This is a genomic window from Paenibacillus konkukensis (assembly GCF_023523925.1).
GTDB lineage: Bacteria > Bacillota > Bacilli > Paenibacillales > NBRC-103111 > Paenibacillus_S > Paenibacillus_S doosanensis.
This window is the reverse complement of sequence record NZ_CP027059.1, coordinates 4,697,583-4,722,629: the sequence shown is the minus strand read 5'-3', so window position 1 is coordinate 4,722,629 and position 25,047 is coordinate 4,697,583. Positions and strand designations below refer to the sequence as shown.

The 25,047-nt window shown below is 55.8% G+C and carries 18 protein-coding genes and 1 pseudogene; 8 read left to right on the top strand and 11 right to left on the bottom strand.

Annotated features, from left to right (window positions below):
* Nucleotides 1-145: 145 nt before the first annotated feature.
* The 4 genes from SK3146_RS20465 to SK3146_RS20450 form a co-directional block, all read right to left on the bottom strand.
* Nucleotides 146-1,003, bottom strand: a complete 858-nt coding sequence (locus tag SK3146_RS20465) for a stalk domain-containing protein (RefSeq protein ID WP_249860558.1) — start codon at nucleotides 1,001-1,003, stop codon at nucleotides 146-148.
* 195 nt (nucleotides 1,004-1,198) lie between these two features.
* On the bottom strand, nucleotides 1,199-1,348 hold the full coding sequence (locus SK3146_RS20460) for a hypothetical protein (protein WP_249860557.1): 150 nt from the start codon (nucleotides 1,346-1,348) through the stop codon (nucleotides 1,199-1,201).
* Between the two features lie 401 nt (nucleotides 1,349-1,749).
* Nucleotides 1,750-2,601 carry a nucleotidyltransferase family protein gene (locus tag SK3146_RS20455; protein ID WP_249860556.1) on the bottom strand — a complete coding sequence of 284 codons (852 nt, stop codon included), beginning with the start codon at nucleotides 2,599-2,601 and terminating at the stop codon, nucleotides 1,750-1,752.
* A 419-nt stretch (nucleotides 2,602-3,020) separates the two neighbouring features.
* The gene (locus SK3146_RS20450; protein ID WP_249860555.1) at nucleotides 3,021-3,860 is read right to left on the bottom strand and encodes a sulfurtransferase; all 840 of its coding nucleotides are present in this window, start codon (nucleotides 3,858-3,860) and stop codon (nucleotides 3,021-3,023) included.
* Nucleotides 3,861-4,125: 265 nt separating this feature from the next.
* Here SK3146_RS20450 and SK3146_RS20445 point away from each other — a divergent pair, with 265 nt between their 5' ends.
* Nucleotides 4,126-4,623, top strand: a complete 498-nt coding sequence (locus SK3146_RS20445; RefSeq protein WP_249860554.1) for a GNAT family N-acetyltransferase — start codon at nucleotides 4,126-4,128, stop codon at nucleotides 4,621-4,623.
* A 167-nt stretch (nucleotides 4,624-4,790) separates the two neighbouring features.
* Here SK3146_RS20445 and SK3146_RS20440 read toward each other — a convergent pair whose 3' ends face one another.
* Complete coding sequence (locus SK3146_RS20440) at nucleotides 4,791-5,084, bottom strand: hypothetical protein (RefSeq protein WP_249860553.1); 294 nt, start codon at nucleotides 5,082-5,084, stop codon at nucleotides 4,791-4,793.
* A 160-nt stretch (nucleotides 5,085-5,244) separates the two neighbouring features.
* Between SK3146_RS20440 and SK3146_RS20435 the strand changes: the two genes are divergently transcribed.
* The 3 genes and pseudogenes from SK3146_RS20435 to SK3146_RS20425 all read left to right on the top strand — a co-directional run.
* Nucleotides 5,245-6,843, top strand: coding sequence for an SWIM zinc finger family protein (locus SK3146_RS20435; protein ID WP_249860552.1), 1,599 nt, complete (start codon nucleotides 5,245-5,247; stop codon nucleotides 6,841-6,843).
* Nucleotides 6,840-7,472 carry a hypothetical protein gene (locus tag SK3146_RS35305; RefSeq protein ID WP_249860551.1) on the top strand — a complete coding sequence of 211 codons (633 nt, stop codon included), beginning with the start codon at nucleotides 6,840-6,842 and terminating at the stop codon, nucleotides 7,470-7,472. Before SK3146_RS20435 ends, SK3146_RS35305 begins: the two co-directional genes overlap by 4 nt.
* Nucleotides 7,403-9,867, top strand: a pseudogene (locus tag SK3146_RS20425) (DEAD/DEAH box helicase); the annotation flags it as partial. The gene SK3146_RS35305 and the pseudogene SK3146_RS20425, both read left to right, overlap by 70 nt.
* Nucleotides 9,868-9,887: 20 nt before the next feature.
* Here the strand turns inward: SK3146_RS20425 and SK3146_RS20420 are convergent.
* The gene (locus tag SK3146_RS20420; protein ID WP_249860550.1) at nucleotides 9,888-11,075 is read right to left on the bottom strand and encodes an EAL domain-containing protein; all 1,188 of its coding nucleotides are present in this window, start codon (nucleotides 11,073-11,075) and stop codon (nucleotides 9,888-9,890) included.
* A gap of 266 nt (nucleotides 11,076-11,341) precedes the next feature.
* On the opposite strand from SK3146_RS20420, the gene SK3146_RS20415 reads away from it, so the two are divergent.
* The 3 genes from SK3146_RS20415 (at nucleotide 11,342) to bluB (ending at nucleotide 15,052) form a co-directional block, all read left to right on the top strand.
* Nucleotides 11,342-12,103, top strand: coding sequence for a CHASE3 domain-containing protein (locus SK3146_RS20415; RefSeq protein WP_249860549.1), 762 nt, complete (start codon nucleotides 11,342-11,344; stop codon nucleotides 12,101-12,103).
* A gap of 51 nt (nucleotides 12,104-12,154) precedes the next feature.
* A complete protein-coding gene (locus tag SK3146_RS20410) occupies nucleotides 12,155-14,254 on the top strand; it encodes an ATP-binding protein (RefSeq protein WP_249860548.1) in 2,100 nt (699 codons plus the stop codon).
* 105 nt (nucleotides 14,255-14,359) lie between these two features.
* Nucleotides 14,360-15,052: a 5,6-dimethylbenzimidazole synthase gene (gene bluB / locus SK3146_RS20405; protein ID WP_249860547.1), complete on the top strand. Its 693-nt coding sequence runs from the start codon at nucleotides 14,360-14,362 to the stop codon at nucleotides 15,050-15,052.
* A 492-nt stretch (nucleotides 15,053-15,544) separates the two neighbouring features.
* Here the strand turns inward: bluB and SK3146_RS20400 are convergent, their stop codons facing one another.
* The 4 genes from SK3146_RS20400 to SK3146_RS20385 form a co-directional block, all read right to left on the bottom strand.
* Nucleotides 15,545-17,761 carry a methyl-accepting chemotaxis protein gene (locus tag SK3146_RS20400; protein ID WP_249860546.1) on the bottom strand — a complete coding sequence of 739 codons (2,217 nt, stop codon included), beginning with the start codon at nucleotides 17,759-17,761 and terminating at the stop codon, nucleotides 15,545-15,547.
* Nucleotides 17,762-17,937: 176 nt separating this feature from the next.
* Complete coding sequence (locus SK3146_RS20395; RefSeq protein WP_249860545.1) at nucleotides 17,938-19,533, bottom strand: UDP-glucose--hexose-1-phosphate uridylyltransferase; 1,596 nt, start codon at nucleotides 19,531-19,533, stop codon at nucleotides 17,938-17,940.
* A gap of 31 nt (nucleotides 19,534-19,564) precedes the next feature.
* Nucleotides 19,565-20,551 carry a UDP-glucose 4-epimerase GalE gene (gene galE / locus SK3146_RS20390; protein ID WP_249860544.1) on the bottom strand — a complete coding sequence of 329 codons (987 nt, stop codon included), beginning with the start codon at nucleotides 20,549-20,551 and terminating at the stop codon, nucleotides 19,565-19,567.
* Nucleotides 20,552-20,596: 45 nt separating this feature from the next.
* On the bottom strand, nucleotides 20,597-21,766 hold the full coding sequence (locus SK3146_RS20385; RefSeq protein ID WP_249860543.1) for a galactokinase: 1,170 nt from the start codon (nucleotides 21,764-21,766) through the stop codon (nucleotides 20,597-20,599).
* A 305-nt stretch (nucleotides 21,767-22,071) separates the two neighbouring features.
* On the opposite strand from SK3146_RS20385, the gene SK3146_RS20380 reads away from it, so the two are divergent.
* The gene (locus SK3146_RS20380; protein ID WP_434006806.1) at nucleotides 22,072-22,944 is read left to right on the top strand and encodes an AraC family transcriptional regulator; all 873 of its coding nucleotides are present in this window, start codon (nucleotides 22,072-22,074) and stop codon (nucleotides 22,942-22,944) included.
* Between the two features lie 5 nt (nucleotides 22,945-22,949).
* Here SK3146_RS20380 and SK3146_RS20375 read toward each other — a convergent pair whose 3' ends face one another.
* Nucleotides 22,950-24,932, bottom strand: a complete 1,983-nt coding sequence (locus tag SK3146_RS20375) for a sensor histidine kinase (RefSeq protein WP_249860541.1) — start codon at nucleotides 24,930-24,932, stop codon at nucleotides 22,950-22,952.
* Nucleotides 24,933-25,047: the final 115 nt, after the last annotated feature.

The following is a 25,047-nucleotide window of genomic DNA, read 5'->3' as shown; positions in this document are numbered from 1 at the left end:
CATCCCGACTTTCTTTACAAGCTGTCCAGCAAGTGATTGTTTACATTGTAAGAAGCGGAAAAATTTAGCGATGTGATTTTTATCACAACCACACCTCGAAATGGAGGCAAACCATTGAACACTCACAGTATCCGGGAAACAAGGTTTATTTCTGCAAACTAAGAATAAATGCATCCAGTGAATCGGTTGCGCTGGAATGTAGGTATCTGCGGCCGTTTAACTGCAAAGTGTTGATATACCTCACCTTCTCTTCTCCCGTATAAATGTCCATATAATACATCCAGCCTGCCGTTTTATCTTGATGTAAGGCGGTTAATAACTCCACGCTTTTCAACCTTGCAGCGATATCGTCAATAACGTCGCTGTCTTTAATTTCAAGCAGAGATCGATCCATATATCGAATCTCAATTCGAGCAATATGATTGAAATCATTATTCAATATTTGCGTCAAAGGGATTTTTGTATCGTTGAGGCTGGTATTTTCGCCGATTACCCGGCCATTGATTGCATTTATGTTCAGGGTTACCGTCGTATAGCCGGTAATATCTCCATCGGCGTAACTTTCGAAGGTTTGCACGTTCCTCCCTAAGCTAGGAGATGAAATTCCGGCTATGCCGATCACCTCCGATTTGTTATTGTAAAACGTCAGACTGGCTTCGACCGCGTTTTCTTCCTCCAGAAGAGTTTGTACTTTCATTTGCCCGGTTACTTTTGTACGCGTCCCCTCTTTTACAGCAATTAAATTTCCGACATAGAAGCCGCTGAAATTGCGATCATATAAAGCGAGGTCTCCTTGTTTTATCCATACTTGCTTCTTATCGGCATCATAATCGATGACCGCGCCTAAGCTTTCCGCTATAAATCGCACCGGCGTATAAATATGGCCGTTATAGTTGAGAACGGAATACTCGCCGTCCAGCTGACGAGTCTGCCCGTTGATATCGAAATTGACCGGGAAGATCGTCGCCCGGATAGAATCCGAAGCGGACACCGCCGCTGCCAATGAAATAACGACTCCAAATATCATGCCTATCAAAAAGTTTTTCAACTCGCAGCACACCCCTTAATAAGTAACAAAATGAATTTATTACCATGAGACGCCGGCAGTTGAATTTAGTTTCGCTAATTTTCCCAAATTGCCAGCGGATAGAGCGGTCTCCGCCAGCTTTAAACCTTTGCGGCCGATTCATTCCCATAGCTACGCCCCCCGCTCCGCATTCACATACGCATACAGCTGCGCCCATAAGCCTAACCCCATCTGGGAGATGACCCGATAGCCGCCGCGCTGCAGCTTCATGCCGCCGGCATTATGCTGCGCGGCGCCGCCCAGCAGCCCGTCCGGCGTCAAATACGCGGACAGCGCTTGCGTCCCGGTTGTTCAATGTCTCACACCTCTTTTTTCGTAGTGTTGGTTGCCTCGCTATTTATCTTATCGGGTCCCCCGTTTACCGCCTATAATCAATTCGTGACAACGCAAAACGCCGGATTTCGCAGGGAAATACGGCGCTCCGATAATCTTTGGATGCACTTGAAAAATCATTACGTGACCGTAAAGCGAAGCGAATGCTTCCTCTTCAGCCCCGCTCCTTCAACATCAAAAAAAGGCGCACAGCCTTTAAAAGCGCTGCACGCCAACTTCTCATCGTGTATAGTTTGCCTCCCCGTCGCCAACGGGTTACCTTTATAAGTCATCCAGCCGCCCCAGCTTCTTACCTCCATCCCCCTGTGCCCTGAGGGCTCCAAAACAGATTAGTTCGGGGGCATTTTGGTTTTCATGAGATGATCCGTTTCATCAATTAGTTCACGCAGCAGGCCTATAGCTTTCCTCGAGCCGTCTTGCTCTGCTGAAAGCAAGGTAAAAATGCGATTGATTCTGTGGGAGTAATCGCTTGGCGCCACGTCAAACGAATCGGCAATGGCAGCAGCCCCCTTCTCATTCATGAAGTAGGTTTCATTAATTGCAAACAAAACCTGATTCAAGCAAGCTGCCGACCTGAAACAGCATCCGGCGATATAAGATAAATCTTTTTTGTAGATCCCTTTATATCCATTTTCCAAAGAAAAGCTTGCTTCCCAATAAAATTTTTGAATGATCGCTTTTTGAAAAGCCGATGGGTATGGAATGGTTCTACTTTTCAATTGTCCTATAATCCCCGAAGGGTCCCATAACACTTTGCATAATGCTATCTCAGCAAAATAAATCGAGTTGACAAATCCGTGGGGATGCCCTGGCTGATAGTCAATGGTGATATCTCCCCCGACACATTGCTCAATTACTTGCGACACTTTGGTTTGATCGCGGAATAAAAAATCGACCGGAGTCTGATTCACTTTCAGCCAGCCGCCGCCATTAATCCATGGTCCCCAGCCGCCTATTTCCGTCACTAAATTTGCTCTATGATCGTCATCCAATGCAGCCGCAACCCGGCGAAGCCCGGTTATGTCCAGCACTTTGCCGGAATCGTAGTAAATACCGATGTCAATATCCGAGTTGGGGCTTTCAGTCCCCCTTGCTCTTGAACCGCCAAGTACCAGGGCGCTCACTCCGGTGACTTGCTTTAAACTGTCGACGATATTGGAGATAATATGCTGCGCTTCCATAGATCTCACTTCCTTGTTACGAATTATACTGCATGATAACGAAGAAGCCACAAAGATCAGCTGTAGGCTTGATCGCATACTGAACAAGCGTTAAGATAGGGTTGTACAATTGAATCTTGGTTGGGCGTGGTTTCCCTTCAAAAGGAGGTGAAGCCATCGCGAACAACTATAAGAGAAAGTAAAAACCCACCCCAAGGTTTAGCGGCCAAAGGTGGGTTTTTACGCTATTCATGAACTTGAAGGGCATCCCATCCAAGCCAATTGTATAGGCCGAGTGTTCGCCGCACTCGGTCTTTCTATTGCAATTTTAACATATGCGATATCGACAGAAAAGCCCAAAGAGGGCCGCAACAGGCAGGTCACTCGTCCCAAGCCTGTCACGGCCCTCCAATCCGCGTCCGACGCGGCTTTCTAGCCCCTTACTCTTTCCCCGTCGCCACCGGATTGTCCTTGTAAGACACCCAGTCGCTCCAGCTCCCCGCATACAGCTTCACATTGGGCAAGCCGGCTTCGGCCAGAGCCAGCACGTTCGGGCAGGCCGTCACTCCGGAGCCGCAGTAGACGACGATTTCATCGGCGTCCTGCAGCGCGGCGAACCGTTCGCGCAGCTTCGCTCCGTCCTTCCAGCCGCCTTGATCGTCCAGGCTGTCTTTCCAAAAGTAGTTCTTCGCTCCCGGAATATGTCCGGCGACCGGATCGATCGCTTCCTCCAGCCCCAAATACCTGCGCTCTTCGCGGGAATCGATCAGCACGGTTCCCGGCCGGCCGATCCGCTCCTTCACTTCCTCCATACTTAGCACAAGATGCTCTTGCGGCTTCGGCGTGAACGTCGTCTCGTGATGCGCAGCGGGCGGCTCGTCGGTTACCGGATAGCCGGATTCCTTCCAACGCGCAAAGCCCCCGTCGAGCACATACACCTTCTCATGCCCGAGATAGCGCAGCATCCACCAGAATCTCGAGGCCATCGCGCCCCCCTGATCGTCGTAGGCGATCACGGTCGAGTCGCGGCCGATTCCGACTTTGCCGAGCTTGGCGGCAAACGCCTCCCAATCCGGCAGCGGATGTCTCCCGCCGTGCGCGCTCTTGGCGGCGGACATATCTTCCTCCAGGTCGAAGTACACGGCCCCTGGAATATGCAGAGCGGCGTATGCCTCGGCTCCTGAGTGCGGATGACCGAGAGCAAACCGGCAGTCTACAATCACGATATGCTCGTCTGTTCCATGCTCGAACAACCATTCCTGACTTACGATATGCTGCATCGAAAGCTCACTTCCTTTACTGGAGTTTGGAAGCCTGGCGAAATGCGGTATCGCTCCGGGTCCGTTCCGGTCATGCCGGCGGCTCCTCCGGATCGAAAGCTCACCGGACTTGGATGTTTTTATACTCTAGTATACACGGAATAAGGGTGCAGCAAAATACGGATTTATACAAGACGACAATCGGCCTAGAGGCTCCGGTCGACAAACGGGCTCTCTGTAGGTACAATAAGTATGGAAATAAACTGGAAAAGAGGTCGATTCCTCCGTGAATACAGCTGCCGAATTACGAATCATCCCTTTGACGGAAAAACACTGCCGCGACATATGCACTTGGAGGTACCCCGTACCTTACGATATTTATAATTGGCCCTCATGGGAGGAAATGCTGAAGAAACAAGAGGAGTTCGCCGATCCTCAGCTGCGGGAGGAGCAATACCGCGCTGTCCTGGATACGGATGGAGAATTGGTGGGCTTCGCCCAATTTTTTCCAATGGTCGGCGTCACCCGCCTCGGTCTCGGGATGCGGCCCGAATTATGCGGTCAAGGCTACGGGGCCGAATTTGTCCGGGCGATCGCCGCCGAAGCCGCACGAAGAGCACCTGCCGATGAGATTGATTTGGAGGTGCTGATTTGGAATATTCGCGCGTACCGCGTCTATGAGAAAGCCGGATTTGTCCATACGGACACTTATGAACGAATGACGCCGACAGGCATGGAGCCCTTTCACTGCATGGTGTGGAAGCACTCAGGAGCTTCCGTCTAATGCCGCCGCGGGCGGCAAACGCCTCCCCGAAATGCCGCGGCTCCCGGCGCTCGCCTCGACGCTGCCGATTCAGGCCGGTTCGCCCGCCAACTTGTTCGGACTGGCACCTCCGCGCGGATCATAGGCTGTCCAGCCGACCGACGGATGCGCCGCGGTACTTCAAACGCTTACAATAAATAAACGACGCTGATCAATTGGTCTTCATGATAAATCACAATGACATGCTTCTCGCGGTCATGGCTGACGGTGCAGCTGCCTACCCGCATTTTCGACTCGGTGCCGAGACCGTAGAACAAATCGTCGGCCAGCGTCTTGATGCATTCCCGGCGCTCTTCGTTATCCAGCCCGTTCCAGTCCTCCGAAGTCATCTCCAGAAACTCGTAACATTCGTCGATGCTGTGTAAAGCTTGGGTGAAATCGTCAATAATGTCATTATATTCGCGTGCAAATTTAACGCCCATATCAGTTCAGTCCTTCCGGATGGAAATGGAATGAAAAAGCTTATTAAGCATTTTAACCTGAAAAATCCTTCTCATGCAACCCGACGGAAATAAAGCATTTGAACCCAAAATCTGTTACACTGTAAGGATACACAAAAAGTTCGGAGGCGGAACGTTTCCTATGCTGAAGCTGCAAATCCCGAAAAACCGAATGAACTATTTGATCGAACGGATGCAGCATGATTTCGAGCTGGCCGTCCTGGAGCAAGGGTGGGAATATTACCACAAAGGCCGCGTATCGAATATCGAACTGCTGCACGGCGTGGAGATTCACTCGCTCGTCGGCGGTTCCCGATCGTACGAGGTTGTTCTGGACATGGACCGTTTCGAGAAGAGCGAATGCGGCTGCTCTCACGAAGGCTGCTGCAAGCATATGGCCGCTACCTTGTTCACATTATATGCGTCCTTCGCTCGCCCGGAACTGCTCTTACAGCACTTGAAACAGACGATCATGGTAAAAAACCGCCAGCAGCAATCCCGTACGGGCGCCTCGAAACCGGAGAAAAAAGCGGAGAGGCTGGAAGCCCCCAAACCAAGCCAGCCTCCTTCCGTCTGGCAGCGTTTCTTCGATCAGCAATTTTACGGCTATTCCTTGTCGCAGCAGCATTCGATCGAGCTGTTCTACAGCACCTCCCAAGAATCGCTCCTGCCCTTGGCGGCGTCCTGGGATCAAACCTTGCGCGGGCTCTACGACCTGCATGTGCTGCTGTTCGCCATGCGCAAAATCGAGCAGTTTTATTCGGAAACCAAAACCTCCTACATGTCCTATTACATTGAAACGGGCTGTAAGACGACGGCTAAGCAGTGTATGGAGCAGCTCGCGAAGCAGCTTCCGGGGGCGGACATGGGGCAGCTCGCGAAGCGTCATGCGGGCGCATTGGATGAGACCTTGACCATGCTCGGCGACATCGCGCTAAGCGGCAAGGAATCTCCGCTCGACTGGCTGATGGCTTACCGCAGCATCTGGTCTCTGCTTGCAGACTACCCGGAACGGATAGACAAGGAGAAAAAGCGGCTGCGGCTCCTGCTCTCGAAAACTTCCCTGCTGCCGCGTCGGCGCGATGCGCTGCTGGTGGCGTTGGCGCATTTTGACGTTATGGACGGCCATGACGACAAGGCGCGCGCGATGCTGGAAGAACTGAGCAAACGGGAAGCGCGCGACTCGTTCCTCTATTTGCACCGCTGCTACGAGCGGCAGCAGTGGGACCGGATGCTCGCATGGCTGCGCTGGATGCTGCCTGTAATGCAGCGGGCGCAGCAGGAGGAGCTGCGAACGTTTTGCACGTACTGGATGGAAGCGGTCAGCCGTCAGCCGGACGATGGCGAATGGGTCGACGTGATGATCGCTCTGCTGCCGCGCACGTATTATTTTTACACCTCCTATTTGCTGAAGGCAGGCCGGTTCAAATCGTGGGTCGACCTGCAGATTGCCAATCGGGTCTCGCCGATCGATTTATATACGCTCGATCTGAAGACGGTGGAGGAGCATAACCCCTCCCTGCTGCTGCCGCTATACCATCAGGCGGTAGAGCGCTGCATCGCGGAGAAAAACCGCAATGCGTACAAGATGGCCATCAAGCTGCTTAAGAAGCTGCACGCCTACTATAAAAAGCTGGACAGGGAGAATACGTGGGAGGAATACATCTACCGTCTTGCGACCCGGTACGCCAGGCTCAGGGCGCTGCAAGAAGAGCTGCGGAAAGGGAAGTGGATTCCATGATCGATACCTCAACGACTGCGATAAACGTTCACGCCCGGTGGATCGCTCCCGGCTGCTTTTTCCTGTGGGGTTCGCGCTACAACGGCGGCATCTGCGACGCCCATGACTTGAAGAGCCTGCTGTTCGCATGGCATGAGCCTTCGTTCTACGGAACGTTCATCGAAGTGGCCGAGTCGATGAACGTCGAAGGGCTTCAGCTATCCGCTCTGGAGGCGCTGGATTACTTCTGCAGCCCCGCCGCCGTCTCTCACACGAAGCTGGAGTGGAGCGGCGAGCTGCGAGAGCTGATGAGCCTTGCGCCGCACGTGAAGGATGCGCTCGTCCAGGGCCGCTGCATGCCCGACTTCGCCAAGTGGAAGGCCGGCGAGCTCGGCTGGAAGCTGCAGCTGCCGGAACCCGTGACCGAGAACGGCATATCCGAGCTGGCCCGCCAGTGGATGGACCGCCTTATCCCGAATGGGGCGAGGAGGACAGCCTGCTGCGGCAGAGCATCCGCCAGTTGGAGGCGACGTATCCGCTGCTGCAGCGCGGTAAGCTGCCTGCCGATCTGTGGATGGACGAGGAGGACTGGCTCGTATCGATCGGCTGGCAGACGGACAGCACGCCGTTTCGGACGTGCCTGCAGCTGAGCGAGCCGCCCCATGGCGGCAGCGGCGACGGCTGGCCGCTGCGCGTCGTGCTCCAGGACCGCGCCGACAAGGCGGTCCTGCGCGAGGTCGACGCCAGCGCGCTGGCTGCCCGCGCGCTGGCTGCCCGCGCCGCGGGCAGCGCAGAGGCCGGGCCGGCCGATGCCGGCAGCCCAGCGGCGCCTGCGACCGCAGCGGCAGACGCGACCGCTGCCCCGGGCGGGCCCGGCGGCGGCCAGGCCGCGGCGGAGCCGCTCAGCGGGCTGCCGGAGGCTTGGCAGCCCGAGCTCGCCCGCGCGGCTCGCGACCTCGCCAAGTGGCGGCGCATCCTGCCTTGGCTCGAGCAAGCGGAAGAGCCCGGCACGCTGCGCCGCGAGCTGACGCAGGACGAGGCTTGGCAGCTGCTGACCGACGGCAGCCTGCGCCTGATGGAGGCGGGCTATGCGGTCTTCCTGCCCGCCTGGTGGGAGCGCATCCGCCGCTGGCGGCCGCGGCTGAAGGCGAAGATCAAATCGTCCGTCGGCTCCGGACCGCAATCGATGTTCGGGCTGGAGCAGCTGATGCAGTTCGATTGGAAAATCGCGCTCGGAGATATCGAGCTGACGGAAGAGGAATTCCGCGCTCTGCTGGAGGAAAACCGCAAGCTGGTGCAAATCCGCGGCCAATGGGTTCAGCTCGACCCCGCCCACCTGCTGCAGCTGCAGCAGGTCATGAAGCAGGTGCAGAAGAAGCAGGGCCTCTCGCTGCGCGACGTGCTGGAGCTGCATCTGCTCGGCTCCTCCGAAGGCGAGGAAGAGTTCGGCTTCCAGCGCTCGCTGCAGATGGAAGTCGAGCTGAACGAACAGCTGCAGGAGATGGTAGACCTGCTCAATCACGCCAAGCGCCCGCCGCTGGTGGAGCCGCCCGCATCCTTCAGAGGCACCCTGCGGCCTTATCAGGTCGAGGGCATCTCCTGGCTGCTGTTCCTGCGCCGCTGCGGCCTGGGGGCTGTTTGGCCGACGATATGGGCCTCGGCAAAACGATTCAGATGATTACCTATCTGCTTCATCTGCGGGAGCTTCAGCGCGCCGGCGGGGCTTCCGAAGCCGGAGCCGAAACGGCGCCGTCGCTGCTCATCTGCCCGACCTCCGTTCTCGGCAACTGGCAAAAGGAGCTCCAGCGGTTCGCCCCCGAGCTCAACGTCCATCTTCATTACGGACCGGGCCGGGCCAAAGGCGAAGCGTTCAAGTCGCGCTGCGAAGGCTATGATCTGGTGCTGACCACCTATACGCTTTCCCATCTGGACGAAACGGAGCTGACTCAGCTCGAATGGAGCTCCATTTGCCTGGACGAAGCGCAAAATATTAAAAACGCTTATACCAAGCAGGCGACCTCGATACGCAGCTTGAAGAGCCGGCACCGGATCGCGATGACCGGCACGCCGATCGAGAATCGGCTGACCGAGCTGTGGTCGATCTTCGATTTTCTGAACCCGGGTTACCTCGGAACGCTGCGCGAGTTTACGCATCGTTACGTCGGGGCCATCGAGCGCTCGAACGATCCGGAACTCGTCTCCAAAGTGCAGCGGCTTATTCGCCCGTTTCTGCTGCGGCGAGTCAAGAAAGACCCGGCCATTCAGCTCGACCTTCCGGATAAATACGAATACAAAACCTTTGTTTCGCTCACGGCCGAACAGGGAACGCTGTACGAAAATTACATCAAAGAGATGTTCGACAGGCTGGACAGCCTGAGCCCGATGGAACGGCGGGGATTAATTCTGGCCGCGCTGACGAAGCTTAAGCAAATATGCAACCACCCGTCCTTGATGCTCAAGGAGCCGGCGGGAGCTCCGTGGCAGCAGCGTTCCAACAAAGTCGAGCGGCTGCTGGAGATGGTGCAGGAGCTGCGGCAGGAAGGCGATAAATGCCTGATCTTCACCCAATTCGTGGAGACCGGCCACATGCTGCAGCGCATTCTGGAACAGGAGCTCGCCTCCCGCGTGCTATTCCTTCACGGAGGCACTCCGAAGGCGGCGCGGGATCGCATGATCGCCGAGTTCCAGGACGATGCGCAGCCTGCGGAGCAGCAGCCGGCTATATTCCTGCTGTCGCTCAAAGCCGGCGGGACGGGGCTGAATTTGACGGCGGCCAATCACGTCTTTCACTTCGACCGGTGGTGGAATCCGGCCGTTGAGAACCAGGCCACGGACCGCGCGTTCCGGATCGGACAGACGCGCCACGTGCAGGTTCACAAGTTCGTGACTCTTGGAACGCTGGAAGAGCGAATCGATGAAATGATCGAGAAGAAGCAGGGCTTAAGCCAACAAATCGTCGGCAACGGCGAGCAGTGGATCACCGAACTGTCTACCGACGATTTGAAAGAGCTGTTTGCCCTGCGCAACGACTGGGTCGAGATGTAGCGGCATACTCCGGCAGCAGGCTAGGCCTGCAGATCGAGAAACAAATAATGGGTGTCTCCGATCGGGCACGAGTACGTCTGCATCGGCCTGGAGGTGTCCAGATCGGTATATTCCTGCGACAGCATGCCTTGCCTCTGATGGCTCATACGCAGCATGTTCGGGATGAAATAAGGACGCCATATCCAATTGGAGCCCCGATAGCGGGCATCCTTCTCCCATTCCCCGATCGCATCGCGGACATAGTTGGAGGAAACCTGACATCCGTCATCGCGGCAAATATAAATTCGTACGACATTCAGTTCGATGCCCGGCAGCAAGCTCTCGATCATCGCATCCGCCTCTTCCGCCGAGGCGATCTGCGCATCCGGCCTGACCAACCCGCTCAGGCCGTTCTGCACAGAGAACAGCTCCCGGTAACGGGCAATTTCCTGTTCCGTATATCTCCGAAGCTCCTCCTTCAACAAGCTTTCGTACGCGTCCTCTTGCTGCAGGCAAGGGCCCGCTTCGGAGAACAGGAAACCTTGCACGTACCTCGCCCCCGCCCTCAGCGAATGGTACAAATCCCGCTTCGTCTCCACGCCCTCGATCAATAATGAAGAACCCATCTGGGACGATAAAATGGAAAACGAATTGAGCAGCGCCTTGTAGCCGTCATGCATAGCGCTTTTTTTGAGCAGCTTCAAATCGATTTTCAAAATATTCGGCTGAATGGAAGCGATTCTGTCATAGTTGCTGTACCCGCTTCCGATGTCGTCTATAGCGACCAGACAGCCATGACGGCGGTAGACGTCGACGACGGACGACAGCTCGTCCAATCGGCCGTGAAATTCCTCTTCGGTTACCTCGATGACGACCCGGGACGGGTCCAGACCGTGCTTCTCGATAAACTGCAGCGTCGGCAGTTCGCCCGTCGCCTTATACATCCTGTAGATCCAGGAAGGCTTCAAGTTCAGAAACAACATGGCACCTGAACCGGCCCGGGCCATCCGGGCAATCGCCTTTTCCCGCAAAATGCGGTCGACATGAAGATGCTGTTCATCCGTAATGACATCGTTTTGGAAAAACGGGCCTAGGCTCCGCACGCCCCCTTCATCTACCATCCTCCCCAATGCTTCGTAAGCCGTAATTTTTTGGGTTTGCAGCGATAGGATCGGTTGAAAATAAGGAACCAACTGTTCATCCTGCGGCATCCGATACCCGCTTAACATGATGTTTGCCCTCCTACAAGCCCACACGTCAGTTTTGTGATATATTTTCTAACATATTCCTTATTGTAAGTGATAATCGTCCGACTGGCAATTCATTATGTATCAAGCCGCAGCAGGCGAGCTGCCCACAACGCATTGGAAACGAAAGGATTTTGTCGAAGCTTTGTCGAATACGTTACATCGTCATCATCCGGCAACGGCCTTGCGCCGCCCAACCGGCGGAAAGACGCAAGACATGCTTTTTCAAATCATTTAGGCGGTGTTGTATGAACGTTACCCGATCCAACGTGTCCTTGCTTTATGTCATCCTCATTATCTTCCTGCTCGCCTGCATCAGCATTTCCAGCTTTGTCGCATCCACGAATATGGAAGCCGAGCTGGACAGCTTCGTGAAGGAAACGATCCCTCTTTCCTCCGTCGCGGAAAATATATTGGGCGACATGATCAATCAGGAGACCGGGGTTCGAGGCTTTGAGGTCACACATGAAGAGAAATATTTGGAGCCCTACAACCAAGGTAAAGCGCAGCTCGTCCAGGACCTGGAAGCGATAGCCCGATACGAAAGTCACTACCCCTCCCTAAAAAGCTTGATGGAGGGAGATATCGTCCCGCAAATTCATAAGCTCCAGGATTATTACGAATCCCAGATCGCCTTAGTCCGCGGGGGCAAGACCGATGAGGTGCTGAGCCGGGTGAATAGCGGCAGACAGCTGATGGACCGCTTCCGCCAGCTTCATGTGAAGCTGCGCACCGAGATCGACTCGATCGGCACCGATGTCTACAGCCATGCGCAGAAAACGGGCCACTATACGCGGATCATCATCGCCGGCGGCGGAGCTATCGCGATCATTATCGGCATTTGCTGTGCGTTTGTCTTCAAGCGGGCCGATCGGGCGGAAACCGCTTTGCGCAGAAGCGAAGAAACGTATCGCTACATGGCGGAAAGCCTGGAAGCGCAAAATGAAGAGATCATTGCCCAGCAGGAAGAGCAGGAGCAGACGCTGGAGAAGCTGTCCCAACGGGAGTAGGAGCTGGAGACGATCAGCACGTACCAGGAGAAGCTGACCGGGGCGCTGAATATGGGCCAATTTCTCGACTCGTCGATACCGGACCTGCTCCAGCTGCTGCAGATGGACGCCGCCCTGCTGGTCGTGAAGTCTCCCGGCCGACCGGCGCCTGACTCGGGCCGCGGCGAACCGGCGTACGATATTTTATATGCCGTAGGCTATCCCAAAGAGCTCCCTTCCCGGATCGAGCAGGAGCTGTTCGGCCCCGCGCTTCGCGTATTCCGCGAACGGACGCAGATCGATCTGCGCAGGGAGCTGTCCGCCGAGGAAGCCGGCGTCCACCAATCGATGACTTATGCGCTCGACCAGTACCATCCTTTGTTCGACGATCATCAGGAAGTGATCGGCTTTTTGCTGCTGACCGGGTACTTGTCCTCCCACAGCGAGCAGACCCTGCGCGCCGGCAAAGGATTGGTCCGCCAATTCGGACTCGCCTTCCTCGCCCAGCTGATGAACGAGGAGCGCAGCCGCCAGGCGGCAAGATTGGAGCAGCTGAATGAGCAGCTGCTCCAAGAGAAGCTGCTTATTGAGGAGCAGCGCGATTTGATCGAAAACATACTGGAATCGACGCACGAGGGCATGATGATGTGCGACGCCTACGGCACGCTGATGTTCGCCAATCATCGCATGGAAAGCTATTTCGCCCTGAACCGCCGCATCGGAGAAAACTGGGTGCAATTAAGCAAAGACATCGAATCGCACACCCCTTCCTTCTCTCCTGTGCGAACAGCTATTGAAGGACTTCTCGAAGGCTCTCTGGACAAGCTGACCGAACGGTTCGTCTTGACCGGCGGGGAGGAGCACCGCTATATCGAGCTGTACGCCACCCTGGTGGGCGATAAGAAAAACCGGCAGGAGCAAGGCTACCTCTTCGTATTCCGAGACCGTACGGAAGAAGAGAAGGTTGACGAGATGAAGAACGAATTCATCAGCATCGTCTCCCACGAGCTGCGCACCCCGCTGGCCAGCGTACTCGGCTTTATCGAGATTTTGCTGCACCGCAAGCTGACTGCCGACAAGCAGCAGCGGTATTTGGAGACGATCTACAAAGAAGCCCACCGCCTGTCCACGCTGATCAACGACTTTCTCGATCTGCAGCGGATGGAATCCGGGAAGCAGGTTTATCACTTTACCCCGGTCGATTTGGCCGGAGTAGTCCGGGATGTGGCGGACCAATGGAAGGAAAAGCACAGCCACGCGATCCTCGTCGACGCTCCCGATGCGGAAGTTTGGGTTCGCGCCGACAGCGACCGCCTCAAGCAGATCGTCCACAATCTGCTCAGCAACGCGATCAAATATTCTCCGCAGGCCGATCGCGTAGATATCGCCGTCCGGCAGGAGAATGAGCGTATCAAGCTGCTCGTGACCGACTACGGCCTCGGTATTCCCGAAGAGTCCCGAGGCAAGCTGTTCTCCAAGTTTTATCGGGTCGACAATTCGGACAGGCGGCAGATCGGCGGCACCGGTCTGGGGCTGGCCATCGTCAAGGAAATTGTCGACGCGCATCAAGGGGCCATTTCCTTCGACTCGGTCATGGGCGAAGGCACGACCTTCTCCGTCGAGCTGGACAGCTACACGGTGCCTCATGCGGACGGCAGCATCATCGTACTGGAAGACGACGAGAACTTGGCCAAGCTTATCCAAGTCGCTCTCGGCAAGCTGGACATCCCGACCGTACATTTGCGTTCGGCAGAGGAAGGCATCGTAGCGCTGCGGCATATACGGACGCATCCTCCCCGGTTGTGCATCGTCGATATCCTGCTGGAGGGGACGAAGAGCGGCTGGGATTTCATGGCCGCGCTGTACGACCATCCGGTGACGTTCCGGACCCCGGTCATCGTCTCCACCGCGCTTGAGCCTCCTCTGAACTACCATGAGAAGGACATCGAGAAATTTTTGCGGAAGCCGTTCTCCATGGAGAAGCTGCTTCAGGTTGCCGAGCAGCTGCTGTATCATACGGACAGCTATCCGTCCTACGTGTTTCCGAAGCAGGACGAAGCCTTGATCACCTCTTCCTTGAAAAGGAAAGGCATGGAGGTCAATGAAATCACCCGCGGCCAGGATACGATCCGAATCGAACTCAAACGCAAGGCTCAGTCCGATCCGCAATAGAACGGCCTGCTATCGTTAACCGCCGGAGCATGTTCCGGCGGTTTTTTGCATAAAAGGCGTACCATACATTGTAAGCGCCTTCCCCTTTTGCGGGAGCGGCTGCATATGATATGGTACTTGTATAGCTGCAAGAAAGGGGTGCTTCCTATGCCGCATTTCAGCCAAGAGGAAAAAGAAGCCGTCTACAAAGCCATCTACACCCGCAGAGACATACGCACATTCCGGCCCGATCCCGTCGCTCCGGATACGATCCTGAAGCTGCTGGACGCCGCTCATCACGCCCCGTCCGTAGGCTTCATGCAGCCCTGGAATTTTATCCTTGTGCAATCGGCGGACGTGAAGAAACGGCTGGCTTGGGCGGCCGACAAAGAAAGACGGGCGCTCGCCATTCACTATGAGGGAGAGCGCGAGACCCGGTTCATGTCCTTGAAGATCGAGGGAATCGAACAAGCGCCGCTGACCGTTTGCGTCACCTGCGACCCGACCCGGGGCGGCTCACATGTGCTCGGGCGCAATTCCATTCCAGAGACGGATATGATGTCAACGGCCTGCGCCATTCAAAACATGTGGCTGGCCGCCTGCGCAGAGGGACTTGCCATGGGCTGGGTCAGCTTTTATAAGAAAAACGATGTCCGCGACATTCTGGGCATACCGCCGCACATCGATCCGATTGCGCTGCTCTCCGTCGGCTACACCGACCACTATCCGGACATACCGATTCTGGAATCGTCGAATTGGGAAAAGAGACGGCAGCTGGAGCCCCTGATCTACGCCGAACAATGGGGGCGGCAGGCTTGACCGGGCAGCCCCGCCGTCCTGCCGCTGCTCCGGCTGCAGCGGAACGGCGCTGAGCGGGCCGCCCTCGGCCGACGATTCAGCTGACGCTCGGGCGGCTACAAACGGTGAAAGCAAGCAAGCGGCCGGTTCATCCCACAGACCATGCTGTGCGCCGTGACGAAACGGAACAAATCCCCAAAAAGTGACGTGATGCTCTGAAGCCTATTCCGTCCGCATCCAGCCTAAGCTGGATCGGCGTCTACCCCTTCCTCTGGGATCGTTCTATGGGTAGACATTCCTTTCGGGGGTGCCCCCGGATTTCCACAGGATATGGCTGCGCATCATTTCCTAAACAAGCAGCAAAGACGCCTCCGCCGTTGATCGGGCGGTTTGGGGGCGTCTTCTTTGCGTGCCGGTCTCCGATGCGGGCTGGGGCTGCATACAGCCGCGCCATACCGGCGCGCCTATGCCGAGGACTTCCGCTTGCCGTATCCCGCATCCGCTCTGCGGCGATTATCTTCTCCGCGCCTCCCGAAGCCGGAATTGGTTCACAAGCTGCTGCAAAAAACCGCTGATCGCTTCAACATGCTGTGACGTATGACGGGCATTGACGGTATCCAACAGAAGCTCCTGCACCTTGCCTTCCACCTCGGTCGATATTTTGCGGTTTTCCATACTGACCGCAGCGATCTTCTCCATCAAACCGACAACTTCATCGACCACCTGCGTTTTTTGCGAGTCAACGGCGGCCGCATTCAAAATCCCCGATGCCGCGGCGGCCAGCTGCGTACCTTCCTGGACGACCTGAGTTCCCTCCTCCATCGAAGAGAACGCCTCTTGGGCATTTTGGTAAATCTGCTGCACCGTGCCGTGAATTTCCTCCGTCGATTTGCGGGTTATATCGGCCAGCTTGCGAATTTCACCGGCTACAACGGCGAAGCCTTTGCCATGCTCTCCTACCCGCGCCGCTTCAATCGATGCGTTCAAGGACAGCAGATTCGTCTGATTCGAAATTTCTTCGATCACCTGCAAAACGTTCTTGATCTGCTGCGTCGTCTCCATAAACGTCAAAATCGTCCGGTTCGTTTCGGCAACCTTGACGGAAATTTGCTGCATTTTCCCGCCGATGCGCTCAACCTCCGATTGAGCGACGGCAATTTGCTCGGACGCTCGGTCTTCCATCATACGCAGCTTCGTCTGCATGTCTTCGACCGCGTCCTTGGCGACGTCGATATCCTTCAGCTGACTGCGGATGCTGCGGATCATATCGTGAATCTTGCCGCTCATCCGCTCCGTGGAGCCGGCGGTGCTGTCCGTAGAAACGCTCAGCCGCCGCTGGTTGTCCAGCACGTCCGAAGCCGCCTGCTTCACCTGCAGCATGATCCCTTCCAGCGAATCGATCATATTATTGATCCATTTGGCCAGCTCGCGCGTCTCGTCCTTGTCGAACCGCGTCACATCGAGCCGCTGGGTGAGGTCGCCTTTGCCTTCGGCATTGATGCGGATAAACCGGTTGATCGCATGCAGACTGCCGACGATTTTCTGCGTACCCCGCTTATGAACCGTCCAGGCGACGATCAGGCCGCACAGCAGCTGAAGCGCTCCGAACCCGCAGGCCAGCGCAGCCGGGGAGAGAAGCGGCTTGCCCGCCGCCAAATAAATCAATACGCCCGACAATACGGCGAATATTGCGATCAACGGCAGCTGCAGCTTGGTCAGCTTCCAGCCGATGCCGCGGACGCGGTACACCTCCTCGAGATCGCCCTCGCACATCATGCCCCATACGTCCGGACAATGCGGGAGCTGGAACGTTACGCCCTTCCCGATCACGGGAATGTGGCGATAGTCGGAGTAACCGGGGAACGCGACGAACAGATTGCTGCCATTCGCAATCGTATCTGCGACGCCGGGATGCAGCATGCCTGTCGCAGGATCGGTGAATACGAGCTCCAGCTCCGTATGCTCCTTCACGGCAACGACGCCCCAATCGGTGGCGACGCCGTCCTTCAAATTTTCCCCGTGCGTAAACGTACGGTCTTCGAACCGGCTGCGCGACAGCGCCGTTCCCGGAGCAATATGGGCGTTCAGCCCCGCCCGCGCCATGAAAATATAATTATCCCCGGAATCGGGGTACACATGCCCGGATTCGCGCTGAATCAAATCGCCGATCACGTCGTTCGGCACTCTGCCGCAGAGCGCACCCTTCCACTGCCCTTCGGAGATGAGCGGCACGATGTAGAGCAGCGTCATTTTATCGTGAAAAGCCGAGGTCGTCGGCCCTATTTCCAGCGTTAGCGGATCGGCGTAGGGGCCGAACAAACATTTTCTCCCGACTTTTGCATATTCCAGACCTTTCGACAGCAGTCCGCTCTCCTTATAACTTGTTCCTATATGACGCGGATAGGAGGAAAATATGACGTTGGATTGTTCATCCAGCAAGAACAGCTCCGAGAAATCCGCAGCCCGGTTCCGAACGGCCGCAAACAGCTTGCCTGCCATCTCGATTCCGCTCTCTTGCAAGCCGCCGGCGCTCCATATTCCTTCGGCCGCCATCTGGGTAAACAGCCGGTCGAGATGGGACCAATACTCATTTGCCCAGCCTCTGAGCAGCTCCATCCGGGCGTTGGCAATCCCCTCGAATATATCTTCGACATCCTCTTTTATGCCGCGATTTAGCCGGTAAGACCACCAGAGAGGAAGCCCCTTTCTGAACCCTAACCAATCAAACATATATCTCTCCCCCGTCCCGTTGCACATGTTACAGATATGTAAAATACTATAACACAAACTCCGTTTTGATGTGAGATAAATTTCCTATTTATCGCATTAAATTTATCATATAATCTTAAATTGCAGAAAAAAAGACCCATCCCGCTGAGGATAGGTCGGCAAATAACGCGTCAATCTTATTGAAAACCGAACGTTCGTATAAATGTCAGGAAACCTTCGCGTCCTTTTTCCGTACGTTTATAAACCCCCGCATCCCGTAATACATCGGAGAATTTCTCCCCTATCGCGGTTTGCAGCAAGGATTGGGCCGCTTCAGGTGCAAGCCGATTGCCGTGCGCGGCGATCAGCTCGTCAATCCAGCTCAAGTGCTTGTGCAGCGGATGCTCCGGATTCGAAGTTATTGCCCCGTCCAAGGGGAGGGAACCTGTCAGCACTTGGGCTAAAAGCTCCATCTCGTCTTTCAGACGGCCCGGCAGAACAGCCAGCCCCATAACTTCGATCAAGCCGATGTTTTCTTTCTTAATATGATGCAGGTTCCGATGCGGGTGAAAAATGCCGTCGGGATGCTCGTCGCTCGTCCTGTTATTGCGGAGCACAAGATCCAGCTCGTACTCGCCCGACGCATTGCTGCGCGCAATCGGCGTAATCGTATTATGCGGCACTTTGGCCCCGTCCTGCTCCGTATAAGCATAAATATCATGCTCGGGATCGCTGTACGCCTGCCAAGCGGTCAGAATCGTCTCCGCCAGCTTGAGCAGCTGCAGCTTATTATGTCCCGACATACGGATGACCGACATCGGCCACTTGACAATCCCGAGCTTCACATTCGGGAAGCCGGGATGGGTCAGGCTGCCCTCAACGGGCGCTTTTTCCATCGGGAAGCAGTGGCGTCCCCCCTGGAAATGATCGTGATTCAGAATCGATCCGCCGACAATCGGAAGATCGGCGTTCGAGCCGATAAAATAATGCGGAAACTGATCGATGAAATCAAGCAGACGGTAGAACGTTTGCCGGGATGTCTTCATCGGGCGGTGTTCGCGGTCGAAAATAATGCTGTGCTCGTTGTAATACACATAAGGAGAATACTGAAAATACCACGGCTCGCCGTCCAGTTCCAACGGAATAACCCGCAGATTCTGCCTGGCCGGATGGTTCAGTCTCCCCGCATAGCCCATGTTCTCGATACACAGCAAGCATTTCGGATAATGGCTTTGCGGCGCTGATTTAAGCAGCGCAATTTCCTTAGGGTCTTTCTCCGGCTTCGACAAATTGACGGTAATCTCCAAATCGCCGTATTCGGTCGAGGCGAGCCAATACTGGTTTTTGGCGATCCGGTCCATCCGAATATAGTTGGAATCGATGCACATCCGGTAAAACTCGCCCGTCGCCCGCTCCACGCTGTCCCGCTTCGCCGTGCTCCAAAAGCGGGAGGCCACCTCGGACGGCCGCGGCATCAGACAGCCCATCATTTGGGCGTCCAGCAAATCCCGGAGCGTCGTGTTGTCGTCCTCCAGAATGCCGGCCGCCGCCGCATAATCCAGCAGCAGCTCCAGCAGCTCTGCCGGACTGTCCGCGTCCGTCTCCTTAACCTCGCCGCCCGCGTAGGGCTCGTCAAGCTGCAGCAGTTCCAGCAAAGCGTTGCGCGCAGCGAAGCAATCGAGCGGCTCCAGCAGCTTGCGCCGAACGCCGAATGCCAGCAGCTGCTCCACAGCCAGCCGTGCGGCTTCTTTGGCTGTATCCGACGCCGGATGGCTCCCGGTAGCTTCCTTCATAGCTATGTCCTCCTTTTCCCCATAAGCCGGTTTACTTCGCATATCCGTTCGGATGATTTTTGTGCCAAGTCCATGCCGAATTAATAATATGTTCCAGACTGTCCCGCTGCGGCTTCCAGCCAAGCTCCGCCTGAGTCCGGGCTGAGGATGCGATCAGCACGGCCGGGTCGCCGGCGCGGCGCTCTTGAACGACCGCTGGAATCGGGTGCCCGGTCACCTGACGGGCGATCTCGACCACTTCTTTCACGGAGAAGCCCTTGCCGTTGCCCAGATTGTAGATACTGCTGTCGCCGCCCTTACGCAGCTTCTCGACCGCGAGAATATGGGCGTCGGCCAGATCGGTAACATGAATGTAATCGCGGATGCAGGTGCCGTCCGGCGTCGCGTAATCTTCGCCGAAAATCGAGATGTGCTCTCTTTGGCCCAATGCAACCTGCAAAATAATCGGAATCAAGTGCGTCTCCGGCGAATGATCTTCCCCGATCCGCCCGCTTTCATGGGCGCCCGCGGCATTGAAATAGCGCAGCGACACATATTTGATGCCATGGGCGGTGTCGAACCAGCGCATCATTTTTTCCATCGCCAGCTTCGTTTCGCCGTATGCGTTCGTCGGCAGCGTGCGGTCGCTCTCCACAATCGGCACCTGTTCCGGTTCGCCGTAGGTTGCGGCCGTGGAAGAGAAAACGATTTTCTTCACGCCGTACTCGTTCATCTTCTCCAGCAAACATAACGTACCGTACACATTGTTATGATAATATTTCCCCGGATTTTGCATACTCTCGCCGACCAGCGAGTTGGCCGCAAAATGGATCACTGCTTCAATCTCGTTTTCCTTGAACAAGGTATCCATGAAATCGGCATCGCGCAAATCGCCGACGTACAGCTTGCCGCCGAGCACCGCCTCACGATGCCCTTGCTGCAGATTGTCGACGACGACCACCTCTTCGTTTCTTGCCAACAGCTCGGCCACGGTATGCGAACCGATATAACCCGCCCCGCCAGTAACCAAAATTGCCATATGAACCTCTCCTCTCCTGATCCAGCGATAATAGCTTTACGTAATTTATAGCTCCTCTACGCCATTGCCGATATCGCAGACGTAGAAATCGGCGGTCAGCCCCGTTTTTTCCTTATATACTCTTCCGACCTGATCAATGAACGTCGTCACGCTGTCTTCGTGAACCAGCGATACGGTACATCCGCCGAAGCCCGCTCCGGTCATGCGCGAGCCGAGCACGCCCGGTACCTTCAGCGCTTCCTCGACCATAACGTCCAGCTCCAGGCAGGTCACTTCGTACAAATCTCGCAACGAATCGTGCGAACCGATCATCAGCTTGCCGAACGACTCCAGATTTCCCTGCTCCAGCACTTTCATCGATTGCAGCACGCGGTCGATTTCCTCCACGACATGGCGGGCACGCTTGCGCACCGTCTCGTCCTTGATCAAATGCTGATACTCGTTGAATTGCTCCAGCGTCAGCTGGCCGAGCAGCGTAAGCTCGGGGAATTGCGCCCGCAGATCGCGCACCGCTTGCTCGCACTGCGCTCTTCTCTCGTTATAGGCGGAGTCGACAAGCCCCCGCTTCTTGTTCGTATTGCCGATCACCAGATTGTAAGCGCCGCTGCGGAACGGAACATGCTTATATTCGAGCGTGTCGCACATCAGCAGAATCGCATGATCCTTCTTGCCCATCGCCACCGCGAATTGGTCCATAATGCCGCATTGGACGCCCATAAATTCGTTTTCGGCCTTCTGCGAAAGCAGGGCGATCTGCACCTTGTCCGCAGGCTGCCCTTCCATGGTAAGCAAGCCGAACGCCGTGACGACCTCGATGGAGGCCGAAGAGGACAGACCCGAGCCGTTCGGGATCGCGCCGCTGTACAAAATATCGTATCCTCCGACATTTACGCCGCCAAGCTGCAGCTGGCTAATGATGCCTTTCGGATAATTGATCCAGTCGTCCGCCGGATCGAAGGCAATATTGTTAATGGAAATATGTTTGTGAAGCGGAAAGTTGGTCGAGGCGAAGCCAACCTGATCGTCGGCGCGCCGCCGGATCAGCATCGTCGTTCCGAACGTCAGCGCCGCCGGAAACACATAGCCTCCGTTATAGTCCGTATGCTCGCCGATCAGGTTGACGCGTCCCGGCGCGTGAAAAGTATGAATTTCTCCGACTCCTTCACTGCCGTACAGCTTCACGAATTGCTCTTTCAACGCTTGTAGCTCTGCCATAGGTACACCACCTGTTATAAATTGGTCGCTGTTAAACTCGCAGCTGTTATTCTTGCTTTCAGTATACTGCCCGGACTTCAATCCCACTATGGAACGATGTCAGCATCGCATGGAAAAATGTTAGATCGGCAGGTAATGAATACCCCTCTCTCATGATATACTGAATCTATCCGGACAACAACCGAGCTCTGAACGCCGCTTACGGCCTCTTCTGAACAAACCGGAACCAATCGATACCAACCAAGCCTTAGTATAAGCAACCGGCAAGCCTTTAGCCCATCGACTAATGGGAGGAGATGTCATCCATGTCCAATTCAAAAAAAAGCGACAGCTACTACGTCGTATCGAACCCTCAGCCCGCAGCGGACGACGAGCTGACCGTCCTGTTCACAGGCAGCAGCCAGACAAAGCCCGGGCATAAGCCCGGGCCCAAGGTCGTCGATTATTTTTTGCTGCATCACGTTCAATCCGGCCGAGGCACTTATACATGCCAAGGTACGACATATGCGCTCGGGCCCGGGGACAGCTTCCTGATCGAGCCCGGGAAGCTGATCAGCTACCAGGCGGACGAAGAGGAGCCGTGGTTCTACCGCTGGATCGCCTTCGAAGGGCCCATGGCGGCCGCAATGCTGCAGCAGATCGGGCTTTCCTCCCAGCAGCCGGTCGTCCATACCGGCCGCAAGCGGTCCGTCGGCGTGCTGTACCATCACGTCCAGACCGTGTTCCAATCGCGCATGATTCATGCGAACTTGAAGGCGAACGGCTACCTTCACCTGCTGCTCGCCGAATACGCCGAAGCGCTCCAGCCCGGACAGCGCAGCTCGCCGCAGCTCACGAGCAGCGGCGAGCATATCGTGCAGCAGGCAATTCATTATTTGTCCGCGCAGTATGCGGAACCGATCACGATCGAGCTGATGGCCGAAGCTCTCGGCTATAACCGGGCTTATCTCTCCACACTCTTCAAACGGCATACGGGGCTTACGCCCGTTACGTTCCTGCTGCGGCTGCGTACGGACAAAGCCCGGCTGCTGCTGCGCGAGCGGCCGGAGCTGACGGTAGAGCAGATCGCCTCCTCGGTCGGCTTTCATGACCCGCTTTATTTCTCGAAGCAGTTCAAACGAATTTACGGCCTCTCTCCGACCGATTACCGCCATGCGATGCAGCGGCTGGAGAGCTAAAAGCCTTAACCCAAGACGCGGGCCGGCTGCAGCGGCAGCGCAAAGCAGATGCAGGCTCCTTGCCCGAGCCGGCTTTCGGCCCAAATGCGCCCGCCGTGGAACTCCACGATCTCCTTGGCGATGGCAAGCCCCAGACCGCTGCCTCCTTCGGCGGAGTTGCGGGATTTATCCTTTTTATAGAAACGGTCGAATATATAGGGCAAATCTTCCGGATCGATCCCGCTGCCGTTATCCTGAACGCGCATGACCAGCGACGGCGTATCGACGGTAATCTGCAATTGAATGAAGCCGCCGACGGGGGTATGCTTAATCGCGTTGTAAATCACATTCGTCAGCACCTGATCGATTCGGTCGATATCGATAAATACGGTGCCCGCCGCGCCGCGCCCGTCCTGAGCTAAGGCCGCCGCCTGCACGCTGAAGCGCAGTCCGGCGTTGTTAACCTCCAGATCGTACCGGTCGCTGTAGTAGCCGATGACATCCTCTACCGTCATTTCCTGCATGGAGAAATCGATTTGCCGCGCCTCCAGCTTGGACAGTTGGAACAGATCGGAGATCAGCCGGCTCAGGCCGGTAATTCTGCCAAGAATGAGCCGCAAATATTTCTCCTGCTGGTCGGGATCGACAACCACACGATCGATCAATGCCTCGACATAGCCTTGAATCAGCGTCATCGGCGTACCCAGATCATGAGAAATATTGCTCAGCAAATGGCGTCTGGAATTCTCCAGACGGCCGAGATCCTCGTTCATCTTCTCCAGCCGCCGGTTCGAACGTTCGAGCTCCGCCGTCCGTTCCTTGATCCGGTTTTCCAGCCCCATATTCAGCTCCCGCAGTTGTCTGGATAATGTCTCCACGGAAGCAAACGCTTTGAACGACTTCAGGCTAATAATAAAGGACGTCATAAAAATGAAGAAGAATAGCCCAAGCGTAGCGAAATCTCCGACATGAATCCATTGGTTATAATATAAAATATCCAGCATAATCGTAATGGAATATACGCCGCCTCCGAGCACCGCGAACATGGAGCCTTCCCGCCTCTGCAGCAGCGCCCTGACCATGCCCGCCATCACATAGGCGCATACGATGCCGGTAATCGCCTGGTACAACGGAGCCGTATAGGTAAACAACCACGAAGGAAGCGCCAGCACAGCCAGCGAAAACAACGCTCCGGCGCACTGCACGCCGCGAATGAACCAGAGGGGAAATTCCCGGGGATATAACGTGCGGCAGAACATCACGGCCAGCGGTACGCCGATGTAATAGCACCAGTACTCGATTCGCAAGCCGGTTAACCAATGAATGGAGGGAAACAGCTCGAAGACGGCGCCTTCCCCGACGAACATCGCGCGAATCCCGATCACTACGCAAAACATGGAAAAATACAGCGCCCCGATCTCCTTGAAGCGAATCAGAAATAATCCGAGGTGGTACATCCCCATCAGCAGCAGGCTGCCGACCAGCATCAGATCGAGCCCCATATGCAGACTATGGTCAGATGCCACCCCTGCAGCCTCTCCCATCTTCATATCTTTCCATATGCCGCCGAGCCGGTGATCGAAATTGGATACCTGAATGACAATATCCTGTATCGTGCCGCTCGTGTTGAAATAAACGACCTGCGGCATATAGCCCGGTTTGGACGAGGCCGCATCCGTGCCTACGGTCCCGCTCTCCGCCACCGGATCGCCGTTTATCCAGAGCCGGTAGGCCGTGCGGATCGTCGGCAGCTCCATAGCGAGCACGCTGCCCGTAGGCTGCGTCATCACCCGCAGATGGAAGGTGGCGTAGCCTCTCCCGGTTCGCTCCCGCCCGTCTGCGGCTTGACCGTTCCAAGAGCCGGGAAGACGGATCCAGTCTGCCGATTGGCCGGCCGCCGCTTGATCCGCAGCTTCATCCGGAGCCAACAATCGGTTCCAGTAAAAATCCCATTCTCCGTTCAGCGACACGTTGCCGTCTTTTTTAAAATCCCACTCCCTTAAATCCATCACTCCGTGCTCCGCGGCGGGGGCCGTACGCCTGGATTGGTCGTTAACGCTGCTGCAACCGCCCAACAAAAGGATAGCTAAAACAGTTGGAATCCATATATAATAGAGATAGATT